The sequence below is a fragment of the Cognatiluteimonas weifangensis genome (assembly GCF_003416885.1).
Lineage (GTDB): Bacteria > Pseudomonadota > Gammaproteobacteria > Xanthomonadales > Xanthomonadaceae > Cognatiluteimonas > Cognatiluteimonas weifangensis.
In genome coordinates this window covers 120,238-137,621 of the sequence record NZ_QVPD01000001.1, presented here as the reverse complement: position 1 = coordinate 137,621, position 17,384 = coordinate 120,238, and the positions used below count along the sequence as shown (strand labels likewise).

At 67.2% G+C, this 17,384-nt stretch carries 13 protein-coding genes and 2 tRNA genes; 13 read left to right on the top strand and 2 right to left on the bottom strand.

Translation table 11 applies throughout. The annotated features are described in order from the left end of the window. Both D0Y53_RS00620 and ppnN read left to right on the top strand, forming a co-directional pair. On the top strand, positions 1-2,121 hold a 2,121-nt coding region (locus D0Y53_RS00620; protein ID WP_117201182.1), incomplete at its 5' end, for an outer membrane beta-barrel protein. A 131-nt stretch (positions 2,122-2,252) separates the two neighbouring features. Next, positions 2,253-3,635, top strand: a complete 1,383-nt coding sequence (gene ppnN, locus D0Y53_RS00615; RefSeq protein WP_117201181.1) for a nucleotide 5'-monophosphate nucleosidase PpnN — start codon at positions 2,253-2,255, stop codon at positions 3,633-3,635. A 3-nt stretch (positions 3,636-3,638) separates the two neighbouring features. On the opposite strand, the gene D0Y53_RS00610 is transcribed toward ppnN, so the two are convergent. Continuing rightward, on the bottom strand, positions 3,639-4,328 hold the full coding sequence (locus D0Y53_RS00610; RefSeq protein ID WP_158550542.1) for a type IV pilin protein: 690 nt from the start codon (positions 4,326-4,328) through the stop codon (positions 3,639-3,641). On the opposite strand from D0Y53_RS00610, the gene D0Y53_RS00605 reads away from it, so the two are divergent. The 5 genes from D0Y53_RS00605 (at position 4,303) to D0Y53_RS00585 (ending at position 9,762) form a co-directional block, all read left to right on the top strand. Beyond that, complete coding sequence (locus D0Y53_RS00605; RefSeq protein ID WP_233511572.1) at positions 4,303-4,854, top strand: pilus assembly FimT family protein; 552 nt, start codon at positions 4,303-4,305, stop codon at positions 4,852-4,854. The genes D0Y53_RS00610 and D0Y53_RS00605 overlap by 26 nt on opposite strands. Next, a complete protein-coding gene (locus tag D0Y53_RS00600; RefSeq protein WP_117201178.1) occupies positions 4,848-5,477 on the top strand; it encodes a PilW family protein in 630 nt (209 codons plus the stop codon). The genes D0Y53_RS00605 and D0Y53_RS00600 overlap by 7 nt, the downstream gene beginning before the upstream one ends. Position 5,478: 1 nt before the next feature. After that, on the top strand, positions 5,479-7,215 hold the full coding sequence (locus tag D0Y53_RS00595; RefSeq protein WP_147318969.1) for a hypothetical protein: 1,737 nt from the start codon (positions 5,479-5,481) through the stop codon (positions 7,213-7,215). A gap of 9 nt (positions 7,216-7,224) precedes the next feature. After that, a complete protein-coding gene (pilV, locus tag D0Y53_RS00590) occupies positions 7,225-9,642 on the top strand; it encodes a type IV pilus modification protein PilV (protein WP_117201176.1) in 2,418 nt (805 codons plus the stop codon). Positions 9,643-9,685: 43 nt separating this feature from the next. Continuing rightward, positions 9,686-9,762: transfer RNA gene (locus tag D0Y53_RS00585), tRNA-Asn, on the top strand. A 155-nt stretch (positions 9,763-9,917) separates the two neighbouring features. Here D0Y53_RS00585 and D0Y53_RS00580 read toward each other — a convergent pair. Next, complete coding sequence (locus D0Y53_RS00580) at positions 9,918-10,454, bottom strand: GspH/FimT family pseudopilin (protein ID WP_158550551.1); 537 nt, start codon at positions 10,452-10,454, stop codon at positions 9,918-9,920. 434 nt (positions 10,455-10,888) lie between these two features. On the opposite strand from D0Y53_RS00580, the gene uvrB reads away from it, so the two are divergent. The 6 genes from uvrB to rplT all read left to right on the top strand — a co-directional run bounded on the left by uvrB (position 10,889) and on the right by rplT (position 17,336). After that, positions 10,889-12,922, top strand: coding sequence for an excinuclease ABC subunit UvrB (gene uvrB / locus D0Y53_RS00575; RefSeq protein WP_117201174.1), 2,034 nt, complete (start codon positions 10,889-10,891; stop codon positions 12,920-12,922). 405 nt (positions 12,923-13,327) lie between these two features. Then, a tRNA-Val gene (locus tag D0Y53_RS00570) sits at positions 13,328-13,402 on the top strand. A 244-nt stretch (positions 13,403-13,646) separates the two neighbouring features. Next, positions 13,647-15,563 (top strand): threonine--tRNA ligase, encoded by a 1,917-nt coding sequence (gene thrS / locus D0Y53_RS00565; RefSeq protein WP_117201173.1) that lies wholly within the window; start codon positions 13,647-13,649, stop codon positions 15,561-15,563. A gap of 54 nt (positions 15,564-15,617) precedes the next feature. After that, positions 15,618-16,142: a translation initiation factor IF-3 gene (gene infC / locus D0Y53_RS00560; RefSeq protein ID WP_233511594.1), complete on the top strand. Its 525-nt coding sequence runs from the start codon at positions 15,618-15,620 to the stop codon at positions 16,140-16,142. Positions 16,143-16,765: 623 nt separating this feature from the next. Then, positions 16,766-16,963: a 50S ribosomal protein L35 gene (gene rpmI, locus D0Y53_RS00555; RefSeq protein WP_117201171.1), complete on the top strand. Its 198-nt coding sequence runs from the start codon at positions 16,766-16,768 to the stop codon at positions 16,961-16,963. A 13-nt stretch (positions 16,964-16,976) separates the two neighbouring features. Next, the gene (gene rplT / locus D0Y53_RS00550; RefSeq protein WP_117201170.1) at positions 16,977-17,336 is read left to right on the top strand and encodes a 50S ribosomal protein L20; all 360 of its coding nucleotides are present in this window, start codon (positions 16,977-16,979) and stop codon (positions 17,334-17,336) included. Positions 17,337-17,384 lie beyond the last annotated feature (48 nt).

Sequence of the window (17,384 nt, the reverse complement as noted above, 5' to 3'; positions counted from 1 at the left end):
ACCGGCATCAACCTGGAGAACAAGCGTTACCTGGCCAAGCTGGACTGGAACATCAACGATTTCCACCGCGCCAGCCTGACCTACCAGCAGACCGAGGAGTTCCTCCCCTCGCCGTACGACGATCGCGCCCAGAACGTGGTGCTGACCAGCCACTGGTACAACATCGACAACATCACCAAAAACACCTCGCTGCAGCTGTTCAGCGACTGGACCGAGAACTTCTCCACCGAGATCAAGCTGAGCCAGCAGACTTTCGATCAGGTCAACGGCAACCCGATCGACCAGCCGGAAGTGGATATCGAGGTGGCCAACGGCGGCCATATCTTCATCGGCGAAGACAACAACCGCCACGAGAACCAGATCAACACCGACCGGATCTCCGCTTCGATCTCGGGCACCTACTACGCCGGCGACCACACCATCAAGGGCGGTTTCGATTACCAGCGCCACGACGTGTACAACCTGTACGGCCGCGACCTGCACGGCACGTACCAGTTCGACAGCCTCGCGGATTTCGCCGCCGGCAACTACTCGCGGTACGACCTGCGCACGCCGGCCGACGGCTTCACGGTCGACGATACCGCCGCCGCGCTCGTCTACAGCCAGTTCAGCCCGTTCCTGCAGGACACCTGGCAGGTCAACGACCGCCTGTCGCTGATGTACGGCGTGCGCGTCAACATCCCGAAGGCTGCCGATGCGCCGCCGAAGATGCCTGGGTTCGAGGCGGCGTTCGGTTTCCCGAACGACTACAAGCTGGGCTCGGACAACAAGGTCGTGCTGCCGCGCGTGTCGTTCAACTACAGCTTCGACACCGAACGCCACTCGCAGCTGCGCGGCGGCATCGGCGCATTCCAGAGCGTGCCGCCGTTCGTGTGGCTGGCCAACCCGTACCAGAACAACGGCGTGACTTCGGTGTCGTATCGTTCGAACGACCCGGCCGATGCGCCGTTCAGCCCCGATGCGTTCAACCAGAACATTCCGACGGGGGGGCCGAGCGGAGGGGTGGCGCAGATCGATGCCATCGATCCGGATTTCAAGCTGCCTACCGTGTGGAAGACCAGCCTGGCGTATGACGCCGAGCTGCCCTGGTATGGGCTGCTCGGGTCGATCGAACTCCAGAACATCCGCGCGCGCGACGCGGTCTTCTACCAGGCGCTCAACATCGGCCAGGTGCAGGGCACCCTGGCCGACGGTCGCAACAGCTACTGGTGCACCCTCGGCAGCCTGTCCGGTTCCAACAAGAACTGCGGCAGGACTCCCGGCTTCGATTGGGATTCCACCCTGCTCGGCAATACCGACAAGGGCTCGTCCACCTCGCTGACCTTCGCCCTGAACAAGCCGCTGGTCGACGGCTGGTTCGGCAGCATCAGCTATACCTACACCAAGGCCGACGAAGTGGGTTCGGACGGCAGCTCGCAGGCGTGGTCCAGCTATCAGTTCGTATCCCGCGTCAACCCGAACGAGGAGATCGCCACCACCGCGACCCGCGAGATCCGCAATTCGATCAAGGCTTCGCTGGGCTGGGAACACGCCTTCTTCGGCGACTACAAGACCAGCATTACCGCCTACTACAACGGCCGCGACGGACTGCCGTACACCTGGATCATGGATGGCGACGTCAATGGCGACGGCATCTTCCAGGATCCCGCCTATATTCCGCTGGTCGATGATCCCAACGTCAGCTACGGCTCGGCTACCGCGGAGCAGATCGCCGCGTTCCAGGCGTTCATCGACGGCGATTCGTACCTGTCGTCGCATCGCGGCCAGATCGCCGGGCGCAACCAGAGCCGGTTGCCGTGGGTCAACCAGCTCGACCTGGGCATCCAGCAGGAGCTGCCCGGCTTCTTCAGCGGGCACAAGTCCATCGTTCGCCTGGACGTCTACAACTTCCTCAACATGCTCAACGAGGATTGGGGCGTCACCAGGCAAATCGATGGTTTCGACACCCGTTTCATGGCGGCTCTGGACGGGATCAATGCCGATGGGACCTATGTCTACGACCTGGGCAGCGACAGCAACCCGTCGTGGCAGAACCTCACGCCATACGATGCCGACTCCAGGTATCCCTCGCGCCTGGTCTCGCGCTGGTCGCTGCTGCTGACCCTGCGTTACGAGTTCTGATCCACCGCCGCAGGCAATCACGGACGGCCGGGGTGACCCGGCCGTCCGCGTTTCCGGCCGGACGCGGACACAAGGCCCTACGGCCATCCGGCTTTGCGCTAGAGTCGGAGGCTTCCAACGGATCGCATTGCATGAACGACAGTACCAGCACCCGGCTCCCCACCGTCGACGCCAGCCTCTATCCGCGCGGCGACCTCGACGTGCTCTCGCGCGAGGAGGTCGCGCGCCTGCGCGATGCTTCCACCGGCGGCATGCACGAACTGCTGCGGCGTTGCGCGCTGGCGGTGCTGACCAGCGGCAGCGCCAACGACGACCCGCGCGCCGCGCGCGAGCTGTATCCGGATTTCGACATCCAGGTGCAGCAGCGCGACCGCGGCGTGCGCCTGGACCTGTACAACGCGCCGGCGATGGCCTTCGTCGACGGCCAGATCATCCGCGGCGTCGCCGAGCTGCTGATCGCCGTGGTCCGCGACCTGATCTACACCGCCACCGAACTCGCGCCCGAGTACGCCGGCGAGCTCGGCACCGCGGCCGGCGTCACCGACGCCGTGTTCCGGCTGCTGCGCAACGCCGGCGTGCTGCAGCCGGGCGACCCCAACCTGGTCGTGTGCTGGGGCGGCCACTCGATCAACCGCGACGAGTACGAGTACACCAAGGAGGTCGGCTACCAGCTCGGCCTGCGCGGGCTGGATATCTGCACCGGCTGCGGCCCGGGCGCGATGAAAGGGCCGATGAAGGGCGCCACCATCGCCCACGCCAAGCAGCGCCGGCGCCACAGCCGCTACATCGGCATCACCGAGCCGGGGATCATCGCCGCCGAGTCGCCCAACCCGATCGTCAACCACCTGGTGATCATGCCGGACATCGAGAAGCGGCTCGAATCGTTCGTGCGCCTGGGCCACGGCATCATCGTGTTCCCCGGCGGCGTCGGCACCGCCGAGGAGATCCTGTACCTGCTGGGCATCCTGCTGCGCGAGGAGAACGCGCAGCTGCCGTTCCCGCTGATCCTCACCGGCCCGACCGCCTCGGCGCCGTACTTCGAGCAGATCGACCGCTTCCTGCGGCTGACCCTGGGCGAGGCCGCCACCGCGTGCTACCGGATCGTCACCGGAGCCCCGGCCGAGGTCGCCCGCGACATGGCCCGCGGCATCAACCACGTGCGCCAGTACCGGATCGAGCAGAAGGACTCGTTCTATTTCAACTGGTCGCTGGACGTGCCGCTGGCGTTCCAGCACCCGTTCGAGCCGACCCACGAGGCGATGGCGGCGCTGGATCTGCATCGCGGCCGCAAGCCGCACGAACTGGCCGCCGACCTGCGCCGCGCCTTCTCCGGCATCGTCGCCGGCAACGTCAAGGAGGCGGGCATGCGCCGCGTGGAGGAACTGGGCCCGTACCAGATCCACGGCGACCGCGACATGATGCAGGCGCTGGACGCGCTGCTGCGCGCCTTCGTCGAGCAGCGGCGGATGAAGATCGCCGGCGAATACAGGCCGTGCTACGAGATCGTGGCCTGAGTCTCAGATGCCGCAGTTGCTGGAACCGGCGGTCTTGGTCAGCACGCCGGCCGCCAGCGTGAAGGTGTAGGTGCCGCAGCGGTCGCCGACCTGCGCGCTGCCTGCGCGCGGCGCCGCGGTGATCTGGTATCCGGAGGGGCCGGTGCTGGCCGTCACGATGGTCAGGGTGTAATACGGCGAAGCCGTCGCATCCGGCAGCGCCGGATAAGCGCCCACGGCAGTGAAGGTCGGGCAGGTACCGACGGCGGACTGGCCATAGCATGGGTTTTCCGCCCGCCAGCGCTCGAGCTCCAGCTGCAGCCGCCCGATCTCCCGCACCGCGTCGGCGCGGCGTCCCTTGCGCACCGATTCGGTGTAACTGGGGACAGCGATGGCGGCGATGATCGCGATGATGGCAAGCACCACCATCAACTCGATCAGGGTGAACCCCTTGCTGATTGCGCGCTGACGCATCGCCGGCCTCCCCTTGGCAGTCGCGCCGATCTTAGCATCGCCGCGGAAACGCCAGCGGGCTCCCGGCGGACGTTCGTCCGTCCCCTGCGGCCGCCCGTCCGCCCGGGGCTTGTTCGCGACGATCCGGCCGCCTAGATTGCCCTGTGGGGAACAAGAGGGGTCGGCGATGCGCCTGCCGCGATCACGCGAAACCGGTTTCACCCTGATCGAGTTGATGGTGACCCTGTCGGTGCTGGCCATCATCCTGATGCTGGCCTCACCCTCGTTCGCCGACTTCTTCGAGCGCTACCGGCTGCGCAGCGCGGTGGACGACACGCTGTCGGTGTTCGCGCAGGCGCGCCAGGCCGCGGTGGAGGCGGACCGCAACGTCACGCTGGCCGTGGGCGGCTCGACCACGGCCTGGTGCGTGGGAGCGGTGCAGGCCGCGGAACCGGCAGCCAATTCCGGGGCGCTGGTGGACGAAACGCCCACGGCCTGCAATTGCAGCACCACGCCGGCTTCCTGCCAGGTGGACGGTGGCCAGATGACGGTCGACGGCTCCGGGCGTCCCGGCGTCAGCGTGGCCGCGGTCGGGACCGCGTTCACCTACGACAGCAAGGGCGGCACGCTGCGCGAAGAAGACATCACTGCCGGCCTGCCCAAGACCATTTCCTTCCTGTCCTCCAGCCAGCGCTACGGACTCGCCATCCAGGTCAACGCGCTCGGACAGGCGCGCGCCTGCACCATCGCCGGCAAGCGGCCGATCCCGGGGTACAAGCCATGCTGATGCGCTCGTTCCGCGACTCCAGGAGGGCGGGCGGTTTCACGCTCGTCGAACTGATGGTGGCGCTGGTAGTGGGCCTGATCGTGGTGCTGGCCGCGGTCGGCTTCGTGGTGTCCGTGGCCAAGGCGAACTCGGAGAACATCCAGGTCACCCGCCTGACCCAGGAGTTGCGGTCGCTGACCGACGTCATGGCGCGCGATATCCGGCGTGCGCGCTATGTCGTCGATCCGGCCGGGCTGGTGGGCGCCGGCCCGGCCGCGATCGATCACGACGCGATCTACCCGGCCCTGGCGGACGGCCCGCAGTCCTGCATCCAGTACAGCTACGACAACCCGCCGAACCTGCCGATCTCCACCCTGTCGCACCGGATCAGGCTGGTCGGCACTGATGTCGTGCTCAAGACGGACGCCGATCCCACCGCGGCATGCGCCAGCACCAGCGACGGCAGCAAGCTGAATTCCTCCGAAGTGCAGATCACGCAATTGCGCTTCAATCCGACGAGCGACAGCAGTTACGACATCGTGGTGAAAGGCAAGCTCGCCAACGCACCCGCCGGTTCGACGCTGGCGGCCATCGAACGTGAATTCCGCGAGACGGTCTTCGTCCGCTCAGGCCCGGTGAACTGACATGCATTTCCCATCCAAGAGAGGTCGCGGTCCGGGGACCGGATCCGCACGCAACGCCGGCAGCGCCTTGCTGGTCGTGGTCGTGCTGTTGCTGCTGGCGTCGCTGTTCGTGGTCTTCGCCCTCAACGTCGGCCGTTTCGAGCAGCGCACCTCGGGCAACGACCTGCGCGCCAAGCTGGCGCTGGAAGTGGCCGAATCGGGGCTTTCGCTCGGCGTGGAGTACCTCAACGCCCACAAGGCGCTGTTCGCCAGCGACGACCATTGGCGCCTGTGCGGCGCGACCGAGACGGCATTCCCGTGCGGCGGCGTGCCGGACAGCCGTCGCAGCACGATGTACACCTATCGCGCAACCGTGGGCGACGCGGCGACGACGATGTCGTCCCGGCTGCTGCCGCTTCCGGCTGCGCTGGCCGACAGCGCCGCGGGCAATTTCCCGGCGACCCGCCAGGTCGGAGCGGTGCTGTGCCGCGTCAGCGTGGTGACCCCGCCCGGCGGCGGCATCGCCTGCGCGGAGGATCCTGCCGACGCCTCCACGACCTGGGTGGTCACGGTCGTCTCCAAGGGCACGCTGACCGGCGAGGGTTCGAGTTCCACCATCACCCAGACCCTGGGCGGCTACAACGTCTTCAACCTGGGGCCCAATACCCCGCCGCTGGTCGCCTCTGGCGCCGTGGCCGTGGGTGGCGGCATCCAGATCGTGACCGCGCCGGACGCGGCCGGCTCGGGCGTGCCGACCTCGATCTGGACCCGTCTGGACGTCGATGCCAACGGCACGCCGAACACCTGCTATTTCGACGAGTTCCTGCGCCAGGGCGGCACCAGCAGCGGCCCTGCGTATTACGACGGCATCGCTGTCTGCCACACCTGCAATTGCCCGACCGACCAGTCGCTGTCCTATGGCAGCGGCGCCAAGCTGTGCGAGGGCATCGACATCGCCGATATTGAAGGTTCCGGTTCCGGGTACGACCAGGCCGCCTACGATCTCTACGACAAGAACGATGCCGTTTGCAAGAATTCGGCCAACCTCAGCATCCACCGCGAGGAATTCCCGGACGACATCTTTGCCTACGTCTTCGGGCAGCCCTCCTGGCGTGATGACATCAAGGGCAGCAGCCCGCCCTCGCCGTGCGCGCGCGACGACCTGGAATGCCATTTCGCCGAGACCAGGATCAACAACCCGGCCTGCAAGTACGTCGATGCCGCCGGCATCACGAAAGTCGCCTCCGTGCCGGAGGACACCTGCTATCTGCTGAACATCCAGAACAAGATCCACATCGGCGACGGCATCGACGATGCGGCCGAATGCGCGGCCCTGGGCGCGGGCACCAGCGGTTTCGTCTGGGTCCACAAGCAGGCAATCGCGGACATGCCCGGTTACGACTGCGACACGACCATCAAGGGGCTGGACGACCTGGGCAAGCCGAGCGCGCCGGTCGCCCTGATCTACGACGGCGAGCTGACCCAGGTCCACTTCCATCTGTACGGGCTGTTGTTCGTGCGCGAGCCCAACGCCACTACCGTGGTGGACAAGACGACCGGCGGCAGCGCCAAGCTGGGTCTCAACGGCGGCGCGGTGATCTACGGCGCCGCGGTGGTGCAGGGCAAGGTCGAATCCGGCGGCGGCGGTACCGCGGCCATCGTCTACAACAAGGACGTGCTGTTCAATCTCATCAACAATCCGGGCAACGTCAATCCGGCGTCGATCCCCGGGTCGTGGACCGATCGGCTGCGTTACTGAGGGCAGGCCATGAAAAGCTCATTCCAGTTCCGGGAGCGCGGTTTCGCCCTGCTCGAGGTGTTGATCGCGGTGGTGGTGCTCGCCACCGGCCTGCTGGCGCTGACCGCGCTGCAGGGTGCCCTGACCCGAGCCAGCGCGGACAGCAAGGCACGATCGCAGGTCGCGGCCTACGCGGCCAGCGAGATGGATCGCATCCGCAGGGATGGAATCGTGGCAGATAAAAGCGCGACGGCCGCCGGGACGGATGACATTTCGCTGGCCGCCAAAGCCGGCGGGTTGTCCGGACTGATCCAGACTGCCTGCGACATCACCTACAGCGCGGACACGTCGGGCAACTTCACCACGGCCGACACCGACTGCGCACGCAATCCTCCCGCAAGCGGGGCGGTCGCGTATTTCTTCCGCAATACGCTGACGCTTTCGTGGACCGACGCCACCGGCGGCTCGCGCGCGCTCAGCGTCTCCAGCGACATCAGTCCGCTGGCGCTCACCTCCAACAACGTCCTGGTCAACCGGCCGCCACCCGGCGCACTGGGCCTGCGTCCGATCGTGCGACGCGAAAACCCGGTGACCGAAGGCATGATTCCGATCGCCACAGGCGGCGAGGACAGCGAGCAGACTGCGGCGACCAACCCGAAGCCGAAGCTGCTCGGCGGCGACGACGGCTCGTACGTGTCCGACACCCGTTTCGACGTGCTGACCTATTCGTCGGACGCGCCGACGGACTTCGCCCGCTTCAACAAGCGCATCGAGACCGCGGTGGTCGGCTGCACCTGCCAGAACAGCACGGCGGGCTTCACCGGGAACGGCCCGGGTGCGGCGTTGAGGGCCTTCAATCTCGCCCAGGGCTACCGGCCCACCTACTGGTCCGGAACCGCGTACAGGACGCCGGAGATCGCGACGGAGGCCGTCAGCACCAGCCCCGCCGACGTGCCGCAGAGCGCGCTGTGCGACATCTGCTGCCGCGACCACAAGGATCCGACGGGCGTGACCGGGCCCAAGTTCAGCCCCTGGCCGGGGCAGACGGCGGCGCACTATCGCGTCGACGGCGCGGGTGCGTTCGTTGTGGCTGCCGCTAACGAAACCTATCTCGAGGCTTGCCGCGTGATCCGCGTGGACGGGGTCTTCCGCGTTTCCGCGGACCCGAAGATCCAGGACAACGCGCTGATCGCCACCCAGGTCTATCCCAGCACCGACACCGCTGGCTCGCAGCTGGCGGGGGTCTTGAACAACAACGCCGCGACATCCCCGGCCCTGTCCACCGATGGCAAGTCGGGTTACGTCGATTACGTATACGGTGCGGTGGCGCGCCTGTTCTTCGATGCAACCGCGGTGGCCGGCACCGGCAATGCCGTGGACTATGCGGCGCTGCAGGCCAGCTCGTTGAACGTGCCCAGCTACGTCCCGATCCTGCCCACCGCGGACCGGCGCTGGCTGCACTCGCGCATCGTGATGACCGATTACCTGGAGAGCGACGCACAACAGCGGGTGGTCACGGCCTCGCAGGACTGCGAGGCTCCGGCCTCGGACGCGGACAAGGCGCACTGCGTGCTGCCCTACATCCCCATGGCCACGATCAACACCACCGAGATCGCCACCTGGTCGCCGCGTGCCAGCACGGATGCGGACGCGCGCCCTGCCAATCTGGCCTCGCTCGCGGCGAAGTACTTCAATTTCGCGCGCACCGTCATCCGCCGTTTCAACTCGGCGCTGGCCCTGTTCGACTCGATCAATCCCACGGATGCGTCCGACCCGGCCGTCGACGAACAGTTGTTCGTGCAACTGGCGGCGACCGAGCCGACCCAGTCGGTCTGGCTGAACACGCCGAGCCCGAATCCCTCCACCGCGCGCTTCTTCGGCAACCCGCTCAATCCGATGCGCGGCTATGCCCAGACTTCGGCGCCGCTGTCGTTCAAGTTGTCGTGGAATTTCCCCTCGGGCAACCCGGCATCGCCGGTCTCCGGCAGCGCGACCGGCGACGATCCGACCGCCAGCGTCACCAACTCCGGCATCTGCTCGCCGAACACCTCGGCCAACAACACCACCAATCCGCACACCTGCAATGCACCGGGCACGACGGGGGTGGAGATTTCCCTGGCCGGCTACAACCGCATCCAGTACAGCGACGTCAAGGATGATTGTGCCGGGGGAAATGCGAAGACGTCGAAGCCCACCTGCGTGATCTACACGTTTACCGGCGCGACCGTGGATCAGCCCAACGGCACCGTCGCTGCCGCCAGTGCGACCGTGGTGGATCCGGCCAAGACCGGCAAGGTCGGCGAGATCATCCGCTTCACCTTGCCCTCACTCAGCAACGCGGTGGCGAATCCGAGCACCGTGACCGCCAGCTTCAGCCGTACGACCACTGACGCGACGCCGTCCTGCGACGCCAGCAACAAGACGGTCTGGACGATTCCTTGCCAGTGATCGAGTTGACTGGACCCGGGCGCGTCCGCATCATATGCGGCCCGCCCGAATAGCTCAGCCGGTTAGAGCACTTGACTGTTAATCAGGGGGTCGTTGGTTCGAGTCCAACTTCGGGCGCCAGACAAATCAAGGGCTTGCGAGCGATCGCAAGCCCTTTTTCTTTTGATACGGACGCTGCCGCTCCGGACCTGTTCGCCGCGGCTGGTGGTGGCGTCCGAGGCTTGCCTGGCGGGCGGCCCAGATGCTGTTGCTGGCGGTCCGGCGTGCAGTCCGGTTCAGCCCTGCACGCAGGCCTGGGCCGCCGCGTCGCTGGGCTGGCCCGCGCGCAGGCGCCCGTCGTTGGCCAGCACCAGGCTGGTAGCCCGGGCCGCGCCGCGGCCGTCGCACAGGGTGAAGGTGACGTTGGAGCCGGCATTGCCGCCGTTGGGCTGGAACACCAGCCGCTTGCGGCCGGCGGTGCTGCGCAGGCGAACCTGGCCGGGCAGGGCGGGTTCGGCGTGCAGCAGGGTCTCGTTGGGGCTGCGGACACGGTCGCCGTCGAGGTCGGCGTAGGCGATCCAGCCGCCGCTCCAGTCGGCCGTGTCGCGGCAGCCCGTGGCGTCGCCGGGGCAGAGCACGACTTCGCTGCCGGTGAGCGCGGCGTGGTTGACCGATTGCAGCAGCGACGCCAGCAGCGCGGCCTGGGCCGAGGAGGCGCGGGCGGCTTCGCTGGCGCCGGTCCAGGCCGGAACCGCGGTGCCGACCAGTACGCTGGCCACGGCCAGGGCGATGACGGCTTCGATCAGGGTGAATCCGGACGGCTTGCCGCGCATGCTCGGCTCCTGGCGAGGGGACCGGGGCAGGATGCGGGGGCGGGCGTGCCTGCGGGATCGGACGATGCCGGCCGGGCGGGTAGGAAAACGCCCGATGGCAACGCCTGATATGCCTGATGCGCAGCCCATTCGAGTTGCGGCGCAGCCCGCCGGCCCTTCGACTTCGCTGCGCTACGCTCAGGGCGACGGGGCCGGGAGAGGGCGCAGCCCGCCGGCCCTTCGACTTCGCTGCGCTACGCTCAGGGCGAACGGAGCCGGGAGAGGCGCGGTCCTCCGGCCCTTCGACTTCGCTGCGCGCGAACGGGGCCGGGAGCGCCGAGGGTTCGCGTGCCGATGCGATCATGGTCGGCGCACCCCGAAATATCGTCGACAGGAACCGGTCATGCACGACACGGCGACGGCGATACACTGGCCGATCCCCGCGACGCGACGCCATGAACGACACGCTCCATCCCGCCGGTTTCCAGCTGCTCGCCCCGTATTCCCCGGCCGGCGACCAGCCGCAGGCGATCGCCCGGCTGACGGCGGGTTTCGAATCCGGCCTGGCGCGGCAGACCCTGCTCGGCGTCACCGGCTCGGGCAAGACCTACACCATCGCCAACGTCATCCAGAACGTGCAGAAGCCGACCCTGGTGATGGCGCCCAACAAGACCCTGGCGGCGCAGCTGTACGGCGAGTTCAAGGCGTTCTTCCCGCACAACGCGGTCGAGTACTTCGTCAGCTACTACGACTACTACCAGCCCGAGGCCTACGTTCCGTCCTCCGACACCTACATCGAGAAGGACAGCTCGGTGAACGAGCACATCGAGCAGATGCGGCTGTCGGCGACCAAGGCCCTGCTGGAGCGGCGCGACGCGATCATCGTCTGCACGGTCTCGGCGATCTACGGCCTGGGCGACCCCGGCGAGTACCACAAGATGGTGCTGCACATGGTCCGCGGCGAGCGCATCGACCAGCGCGAACTGATCCGCCGCCTGACCGAGATGCAGTACACCCGCAACGAGATGGTGCTGGCGCGCGGCGACTTCCGCGTGCGCGGCGAGGTGATCGACGTGCACCCGGCCGAGTCCGACGCCGAGGCGCTGCGGATCGAGCTGTTCGACGGCGAGATCGAGAGCCTGACGCTGTTCGACCCGCTCACCGGCGAGACCCTGCGCAAGCTGCCGCGCTACACCATCTACCCCGGCTCGCACTACGTCACCACGCGCCGCACCGTGCTCGACGCGGTGGAGACGATCAAGGCCGAGCTGCGCGAGCGGCTGGAGTGGCTGTACGCGCAGAACAAGCTGGTCGAGGCGCAGCGGCTGGCACAGCGCACCCAGTTCGATCTGGAGATGATGGCCGAAGTCGGCTACTGCAACGGCATCGAGAACTACTCGCGGCACCTGACCGGGTACATGCCGGGCGAGCCGCCACCGTGCCTGTTCGACTACCTGCCGGCCGATGCGCTGCTCGTCGTCGACGAATCGCACGTCACCGTCCCGCAGATCGGCGCGATGTACAAGGGCGACCGCTCGCGCAAGGAAACGCTGGTGGAGTTCGGTTTCCGGCTGCCGTCGGCGCTGGACAACCGGCCGCTGAAGTTCGAGGAGTGGGAAGGCCGCGCGCCGCGCGCGATCTTCGTTTCGGCCACGCCCGGTCCGTACGAGCTGCGCATGTCGGAAGGCGAGGTCACCGAGCTGGTGGTGCGCCCGACCGGCCTGGTCGACCCGCCGGTCGAGATCCGCCCGGTCGGTACCCAGGTCGACGACCTGCTCGGCGAGATCCACGAACGGGTGGCGATGGGCGACCGCGTGCTGGTCACCACATTGACCAAGCGCATGGCCGAGAACCTGACCGAGTACCTGGCCGAGCACGACGTGCGCGTGCGCTATCTGCACTCGGACGTGGACACGGTCGAGCGGGTGGAGATCATCCGCGACCTGCGCCTGGGCAAGTTCGACGTGCTGGTCGGCATCAACCTGCTGCGCGAGGGCCTGGACATGCCGGAGGTGTCGCTGGTGGCGATCCTGGACGCCGACAAGGAAGGCTTCCTGCGCTCGACTGGCTCGCTGATCCAGACCATCGGCCGCGCCGCCCGCAACCTGCGCGGCAAGGCGATCCTGTACGCCGACCGGGTCACCAACTCGATGCAGCGCGCGATCGAGGAGACCGACCGCCGCCGGCAGAAGCAAATCGAGTACAACGCCGAGCACGGAATCACGCCGAAGAGCGTCGAGCGCGCGGTCCGCGACGTGATGGAGGGTGCGCGCACCGAGCCGGGTACGGTCAAGGTCGGCCGCGGCAAGGGCCGCAAGGTCGCCGAGCCGGCCGAGGACTACGCCTTGCTGACCCCGGCGCAGTCGGCGGCGCGGCTGAAGGAGCTGGAGCAGAAAATGTACCAGCACGCCCGCGACCTCGAGTTCGAGGACGCGGCCCGCGTCCGCGACGAGATCCGCCGGCTCAAGGACGCCCAGCTGGCCGGCTGAGCCCGGCAGGCCAGGCGACCGCCCCGGTCGCGCCGACCGTGCCGTTGCCTTCTCCCCGCTTGCGGGGAGAAGGTGCCCGCAGGGCGGATGAGGGGTGCGCGGTGCTGGTGTATTGCACGGAAGGCCGCGTTCCATGCCACCACTCCGCGACACTCGCACCCCCATGCCGGCGCTCTGCGGACAGACGCGCCCCTCACCCTGCTGCGCTGCGCGCAGCGGTCCCTCTCCCCGCATGTGGGGAGAGGGCGTACCGCATCACCCGCGCCCGGTAGCCGTGGATCCCTTTGCCCGCATGCGGGCAGGGGGCTGTCTCCCGGCGCCCGGAAAAATCCGCATCTTGGTTGTTGCAGGGCTCCGGCCGGGCTAGAATGCGCGCCCCCTGCCGGCGTTTTCCGGCAGGCGATCGGGCGGTTAGCTCAGCGGTAGAGCACTACCTTGACATGGTAGGGGTCACAGGTTCGAACCCTGTACCGCCCACCACGCGATTCCGGCGGGAATGGCGTGGCCCGACGAGCGAGAACGAAGGTGGCCCGCGGCAACGCCGGCCGAGCGTGCGACATGGACACTACCACCGCCCCACGCTGACACCCGCCCGAGGCTTCCGCATCCCGCAGGCGCCCTCGTGGCGCTTTTTTTGTTGCTGCGCCCATGGAGACGCGCTTGCGATAGTCTCCAACGTGCCGCAGCGCGTTGCGTTACCGGCTTACCAGGCAGGCCCTTGTCCATGATCGCCATCACCCTTCCCGACGGCTCGCGCCGCGAATTCGACCATCCCGTCTCCGTCGCCGAGGTCGCCGCCGCGATCGGGCCGGGCCTGGCCAAGGCCGCGCTGGCCGGCAAGGTCGACGGCCGGCTGGTCGATACCGGCTTCCGCATCGACCAGGACGCCGCGCTGGAGATCGTCACCGAGAAGCATCCCGATGCGCTGGACATCCTGCGCCATTCCACTGCGCACCTGCTGGCGCAGGCGGTGCAGCGGCTGCATCCGGGCGCGCAGGTGACCATCGGCCCGGTGATCGACAACGGCTTCTACTACGACTTCGCCTACGAACGCCCGTTCACCGCCGAGGACCTGCCGGCGATCGAGGCGGAGATGCAGAAGATCGTCAAGGAGGCGCATCCGGTGGCGCGCAGCGTCAAGTCGCGCGACGAGGCCACCGCGTTCTTCCGCGGCATCGGCGAGGAATACAAGGCGCAGATCATCGAGTCGATCCCCGCCAACGAGGAACTGTCGCTGTACACCCAGGGCGAGTTCACCGACCTGTGCCGCGGCCCGCACGTGCCGTCCACCGACAAGCTGCGCAGCTTCCGGCTGATGAAGGTGGCCGGCGCCTACTGGCGCGGCGACCACCACAACGCGATGCTCAGCCGCATCTACGGCACCGCCTGGCTCAACGACAAGGACCTCAAGGCCTACCTCACCATGCTGGAGGAGGCCGAGAAGCGCGACCACCGCCGCATCGGCAGGCAGCAGGACCTGTTCCACCTGCAGGAAGAGGCCCCGGGCCTGGTGTTCTGGCATCCGAAGGGCTGGGCGGTGTGGCAGGTGGTGGAGCAGTACATGCGCCGCGTCTACCACGACACCGGCTACGGCGAGGTGCGCTGCCCGCAGATCCTGGACGTGGAGCTGTGGAAGAAATCCGGGCACTGGGACAACTACCAGGACAACATGTTCTTCACCGAGTCGGAGAAGCGCACCTACGCGCTCAAGCCGATGAACTGCCCGGGCCACGTGCAGGTGTTCAAGCAGGGCCTGCACAGCTACCGCGACCTGCCCATCCGCTACGGCGAGTTCGGCGCCTGCCACCGCAACGAGCCCTCCGGCGCGCTGCACGGGATCCTGCGCGTGCGCGGCTTCACCCAGGACGACGGCCACGTGTTCTGCACGGAAGGGCAGATCGAGTCCGAGGTCACCGCCTTCCACGCCCAGGCGATGCGGGTCTACGCCGACTTCGGCTTCACCGACGTCCAGGTCAAGCTGGCGCTGCGGCCGGAACCGCGGCTGGGCGACGATGCCACCTGGGACAAGGCCGAGGACGCGCTGCGCGCGGCCTTGCGTGCGGCCGGGGTGGAGTGGGAGGAACTGCCGGGCGAGGGCGCCTTCTACGGGCCCAAGATCGAGTACCACCTGCGCGACGCCATCGGCCGTACCTGGCAGCTGGGCACCATGCAGGTCGATTTCATGATGCCGGGCCGGCTGGGCGCCGAATACGTGGACGAATCCAGCCAGAAGCGCCATCCGGTGATGCTGCACCGGGCCATCGTCGGCTCGATGGAGCGTTTCATCGGGATCCTGATTGAGCACCATGCCGGCAGCCTCCCGGCCTGGCTGGCGCCGGTCCAGGCGGTAGTCCTGAACATCACCGACGCCCAGGCCGACTGGGCCGGGGAGGTCCGTAAAACCCTTGCAAATCAAGGCTTCCGGGTCGAATCGGATTTGCGGAACGAAAAAATCGGCTATAAAATCCGCGAGCACACGCTGCAGCGGGTGCCATACCTGCTGGTGGTCGGGGACCGCGAGAAGGAGAATGGCGCGGTGGCCGTGCGCACGCGGGGCGGCGAGGATCTGGGGACCATGACCGTCGCCGATTTCGCTTCACGTTTGCGTGGGGAACATACCAGTCGGCGCACAGCGGTTTGACGCCAGGCCCGTCCGGCAACGCCGGGCGGCACGATCCACTCCGGAGATTGCAATATCAGCACCCCCGAAAAGCAGAACCGCAAGAACAACGAGATCCGCGTACCGCGCGTACGCGTGATCGGCAGCGATGGCGAGATGATCGGCGTGCTGTCGCGCGACGAAGCCCTGAGCATGGCCGAAGAGGAAGGCCTGGATCTGGTCGAGATCCAGCCCAACGCCGATCCGCCGGTCTGCAAGATCATGGACTTCGGCAAGTTCAAGTTCGAACTGCAGAAGAAGGCCAACGAGGCCAAGAAGAAGACCCGGCAGGTCGAGATCAAGGAAGTGAAGTTCCGTCCGGTCACGGACGAGGGCGACTACCAGATCAAGCTGCGCAAGATGCGCGAGTTCCTCGAAGAGGGCGACAAGATCAAGGTCAACATCCGCTTCCGCGGCCGCGAGATGAGCCACCAGGAACTCGGCCGCGAGATGGCGGCGCGGATCGAGGCCGACCTGGGCGAGAACATCGTGATCGAGTCGCGCCCGCGCCTGGAAGGCCGGCAGATGGTGATGATGATCGCCCCCAAGAAGAAAACCTGACCGGCCGCAGGCCGGTCAGGCCGACCGTTCTCCGGGAGAAAGCCAGCGGCCACAGGCCGCTCGCCGACCGCTCCCCTCGCCCCGCACTGCGGGGCGAGGGCATAGGGAAAGGGGGAGGGCGCCGCAGGCGCCCTTCGTTTTTTGCGGAAATCCCCGCCAAGGGCGCCCCTCATCCGCCCTTCGGGCACCTTCTCCCCGCAAGCAGGGAGAAGGATAAATCGGCGGCGGGCGGCAGATCGGGCAGCTTCCGGCACCTTCTTCCCGCAAGCAGGGGGAAGGATAAACGCAGAGCCTCGCGACTTTGACGCCCACCGAGCGGGCGCCTTACCCTCGCCCCGCTTGCGGGGAGAGGGACAGGTTCGCGCAGCGAACCAGGGTGAGGGTGTGTCTGACCTGGTCCCCAAAGGCCTGATTCCCAAAGGAATAATTGCAAGCCGCCGAGCCAGGCCGCATAATGTGCGGCCCGGTACTCCGGGCTGGTGTTTGCGTCACCCAGGACCCGTCGCCGGATCCCATCCGGATCAGCGACTTACCGCCGGCAAGGGCAGGACGGAAAGCGTGGCAACTGCAGCGTGCAGGCGCCGCCGCCCAGGCCAGTTCGAAGATTTCGCAAGGACACTCCAATGCCCAAGATCAAGACCAATCGGGCGGCGGCCAAGCGCTTCCGGAAGACCGCTTCCGGCAAGTACAAGTGCGGCCACGCCAACAAGAGCCACATCCTCACCAAGAAGGCGACCAAGCGGAAGCGCAACCTGCGGCAGGCGAACCATGTTCGTGCCGAGGACGCGGGCCGTCTGGACCGCATGCTGCCGTATCTCTGAGGAGGGCTGAACAATGGCACGAGTCAAGCGTGGGGTGATGGCGCGCCGCCGTCACAAGAAGGTTCTCAAGCAGGCCAAGGGCTATTACAACGCCCGTCGCAAGGTCTTCCGCGTCGCCAAGCAGGCGGTCACCAAGGCGCTGCAGTACGCCTACATCGGCCGCAAGCAGAAGAAGCGCAATTTCCGCTCGCTGTGGATCACCCGCATCAATGCGGCCGCGCGCATCAACGGCCTGAGCTACAGCCGCTTCATGAACGGCCTGATGAAGGCCGGCATCACCCTGGACCGCAAGGTGCTGGCGGATATCGCCGTGCACGACGCGCAGGGGTTTGCGGCGTTGGCCGAAAAGGCGAAGGGCGCACTCGCAGCGTAAGTTGTCCGCAAGGCTGCGGGGGTCCGTACCAGGTACCTCGCGGCATTG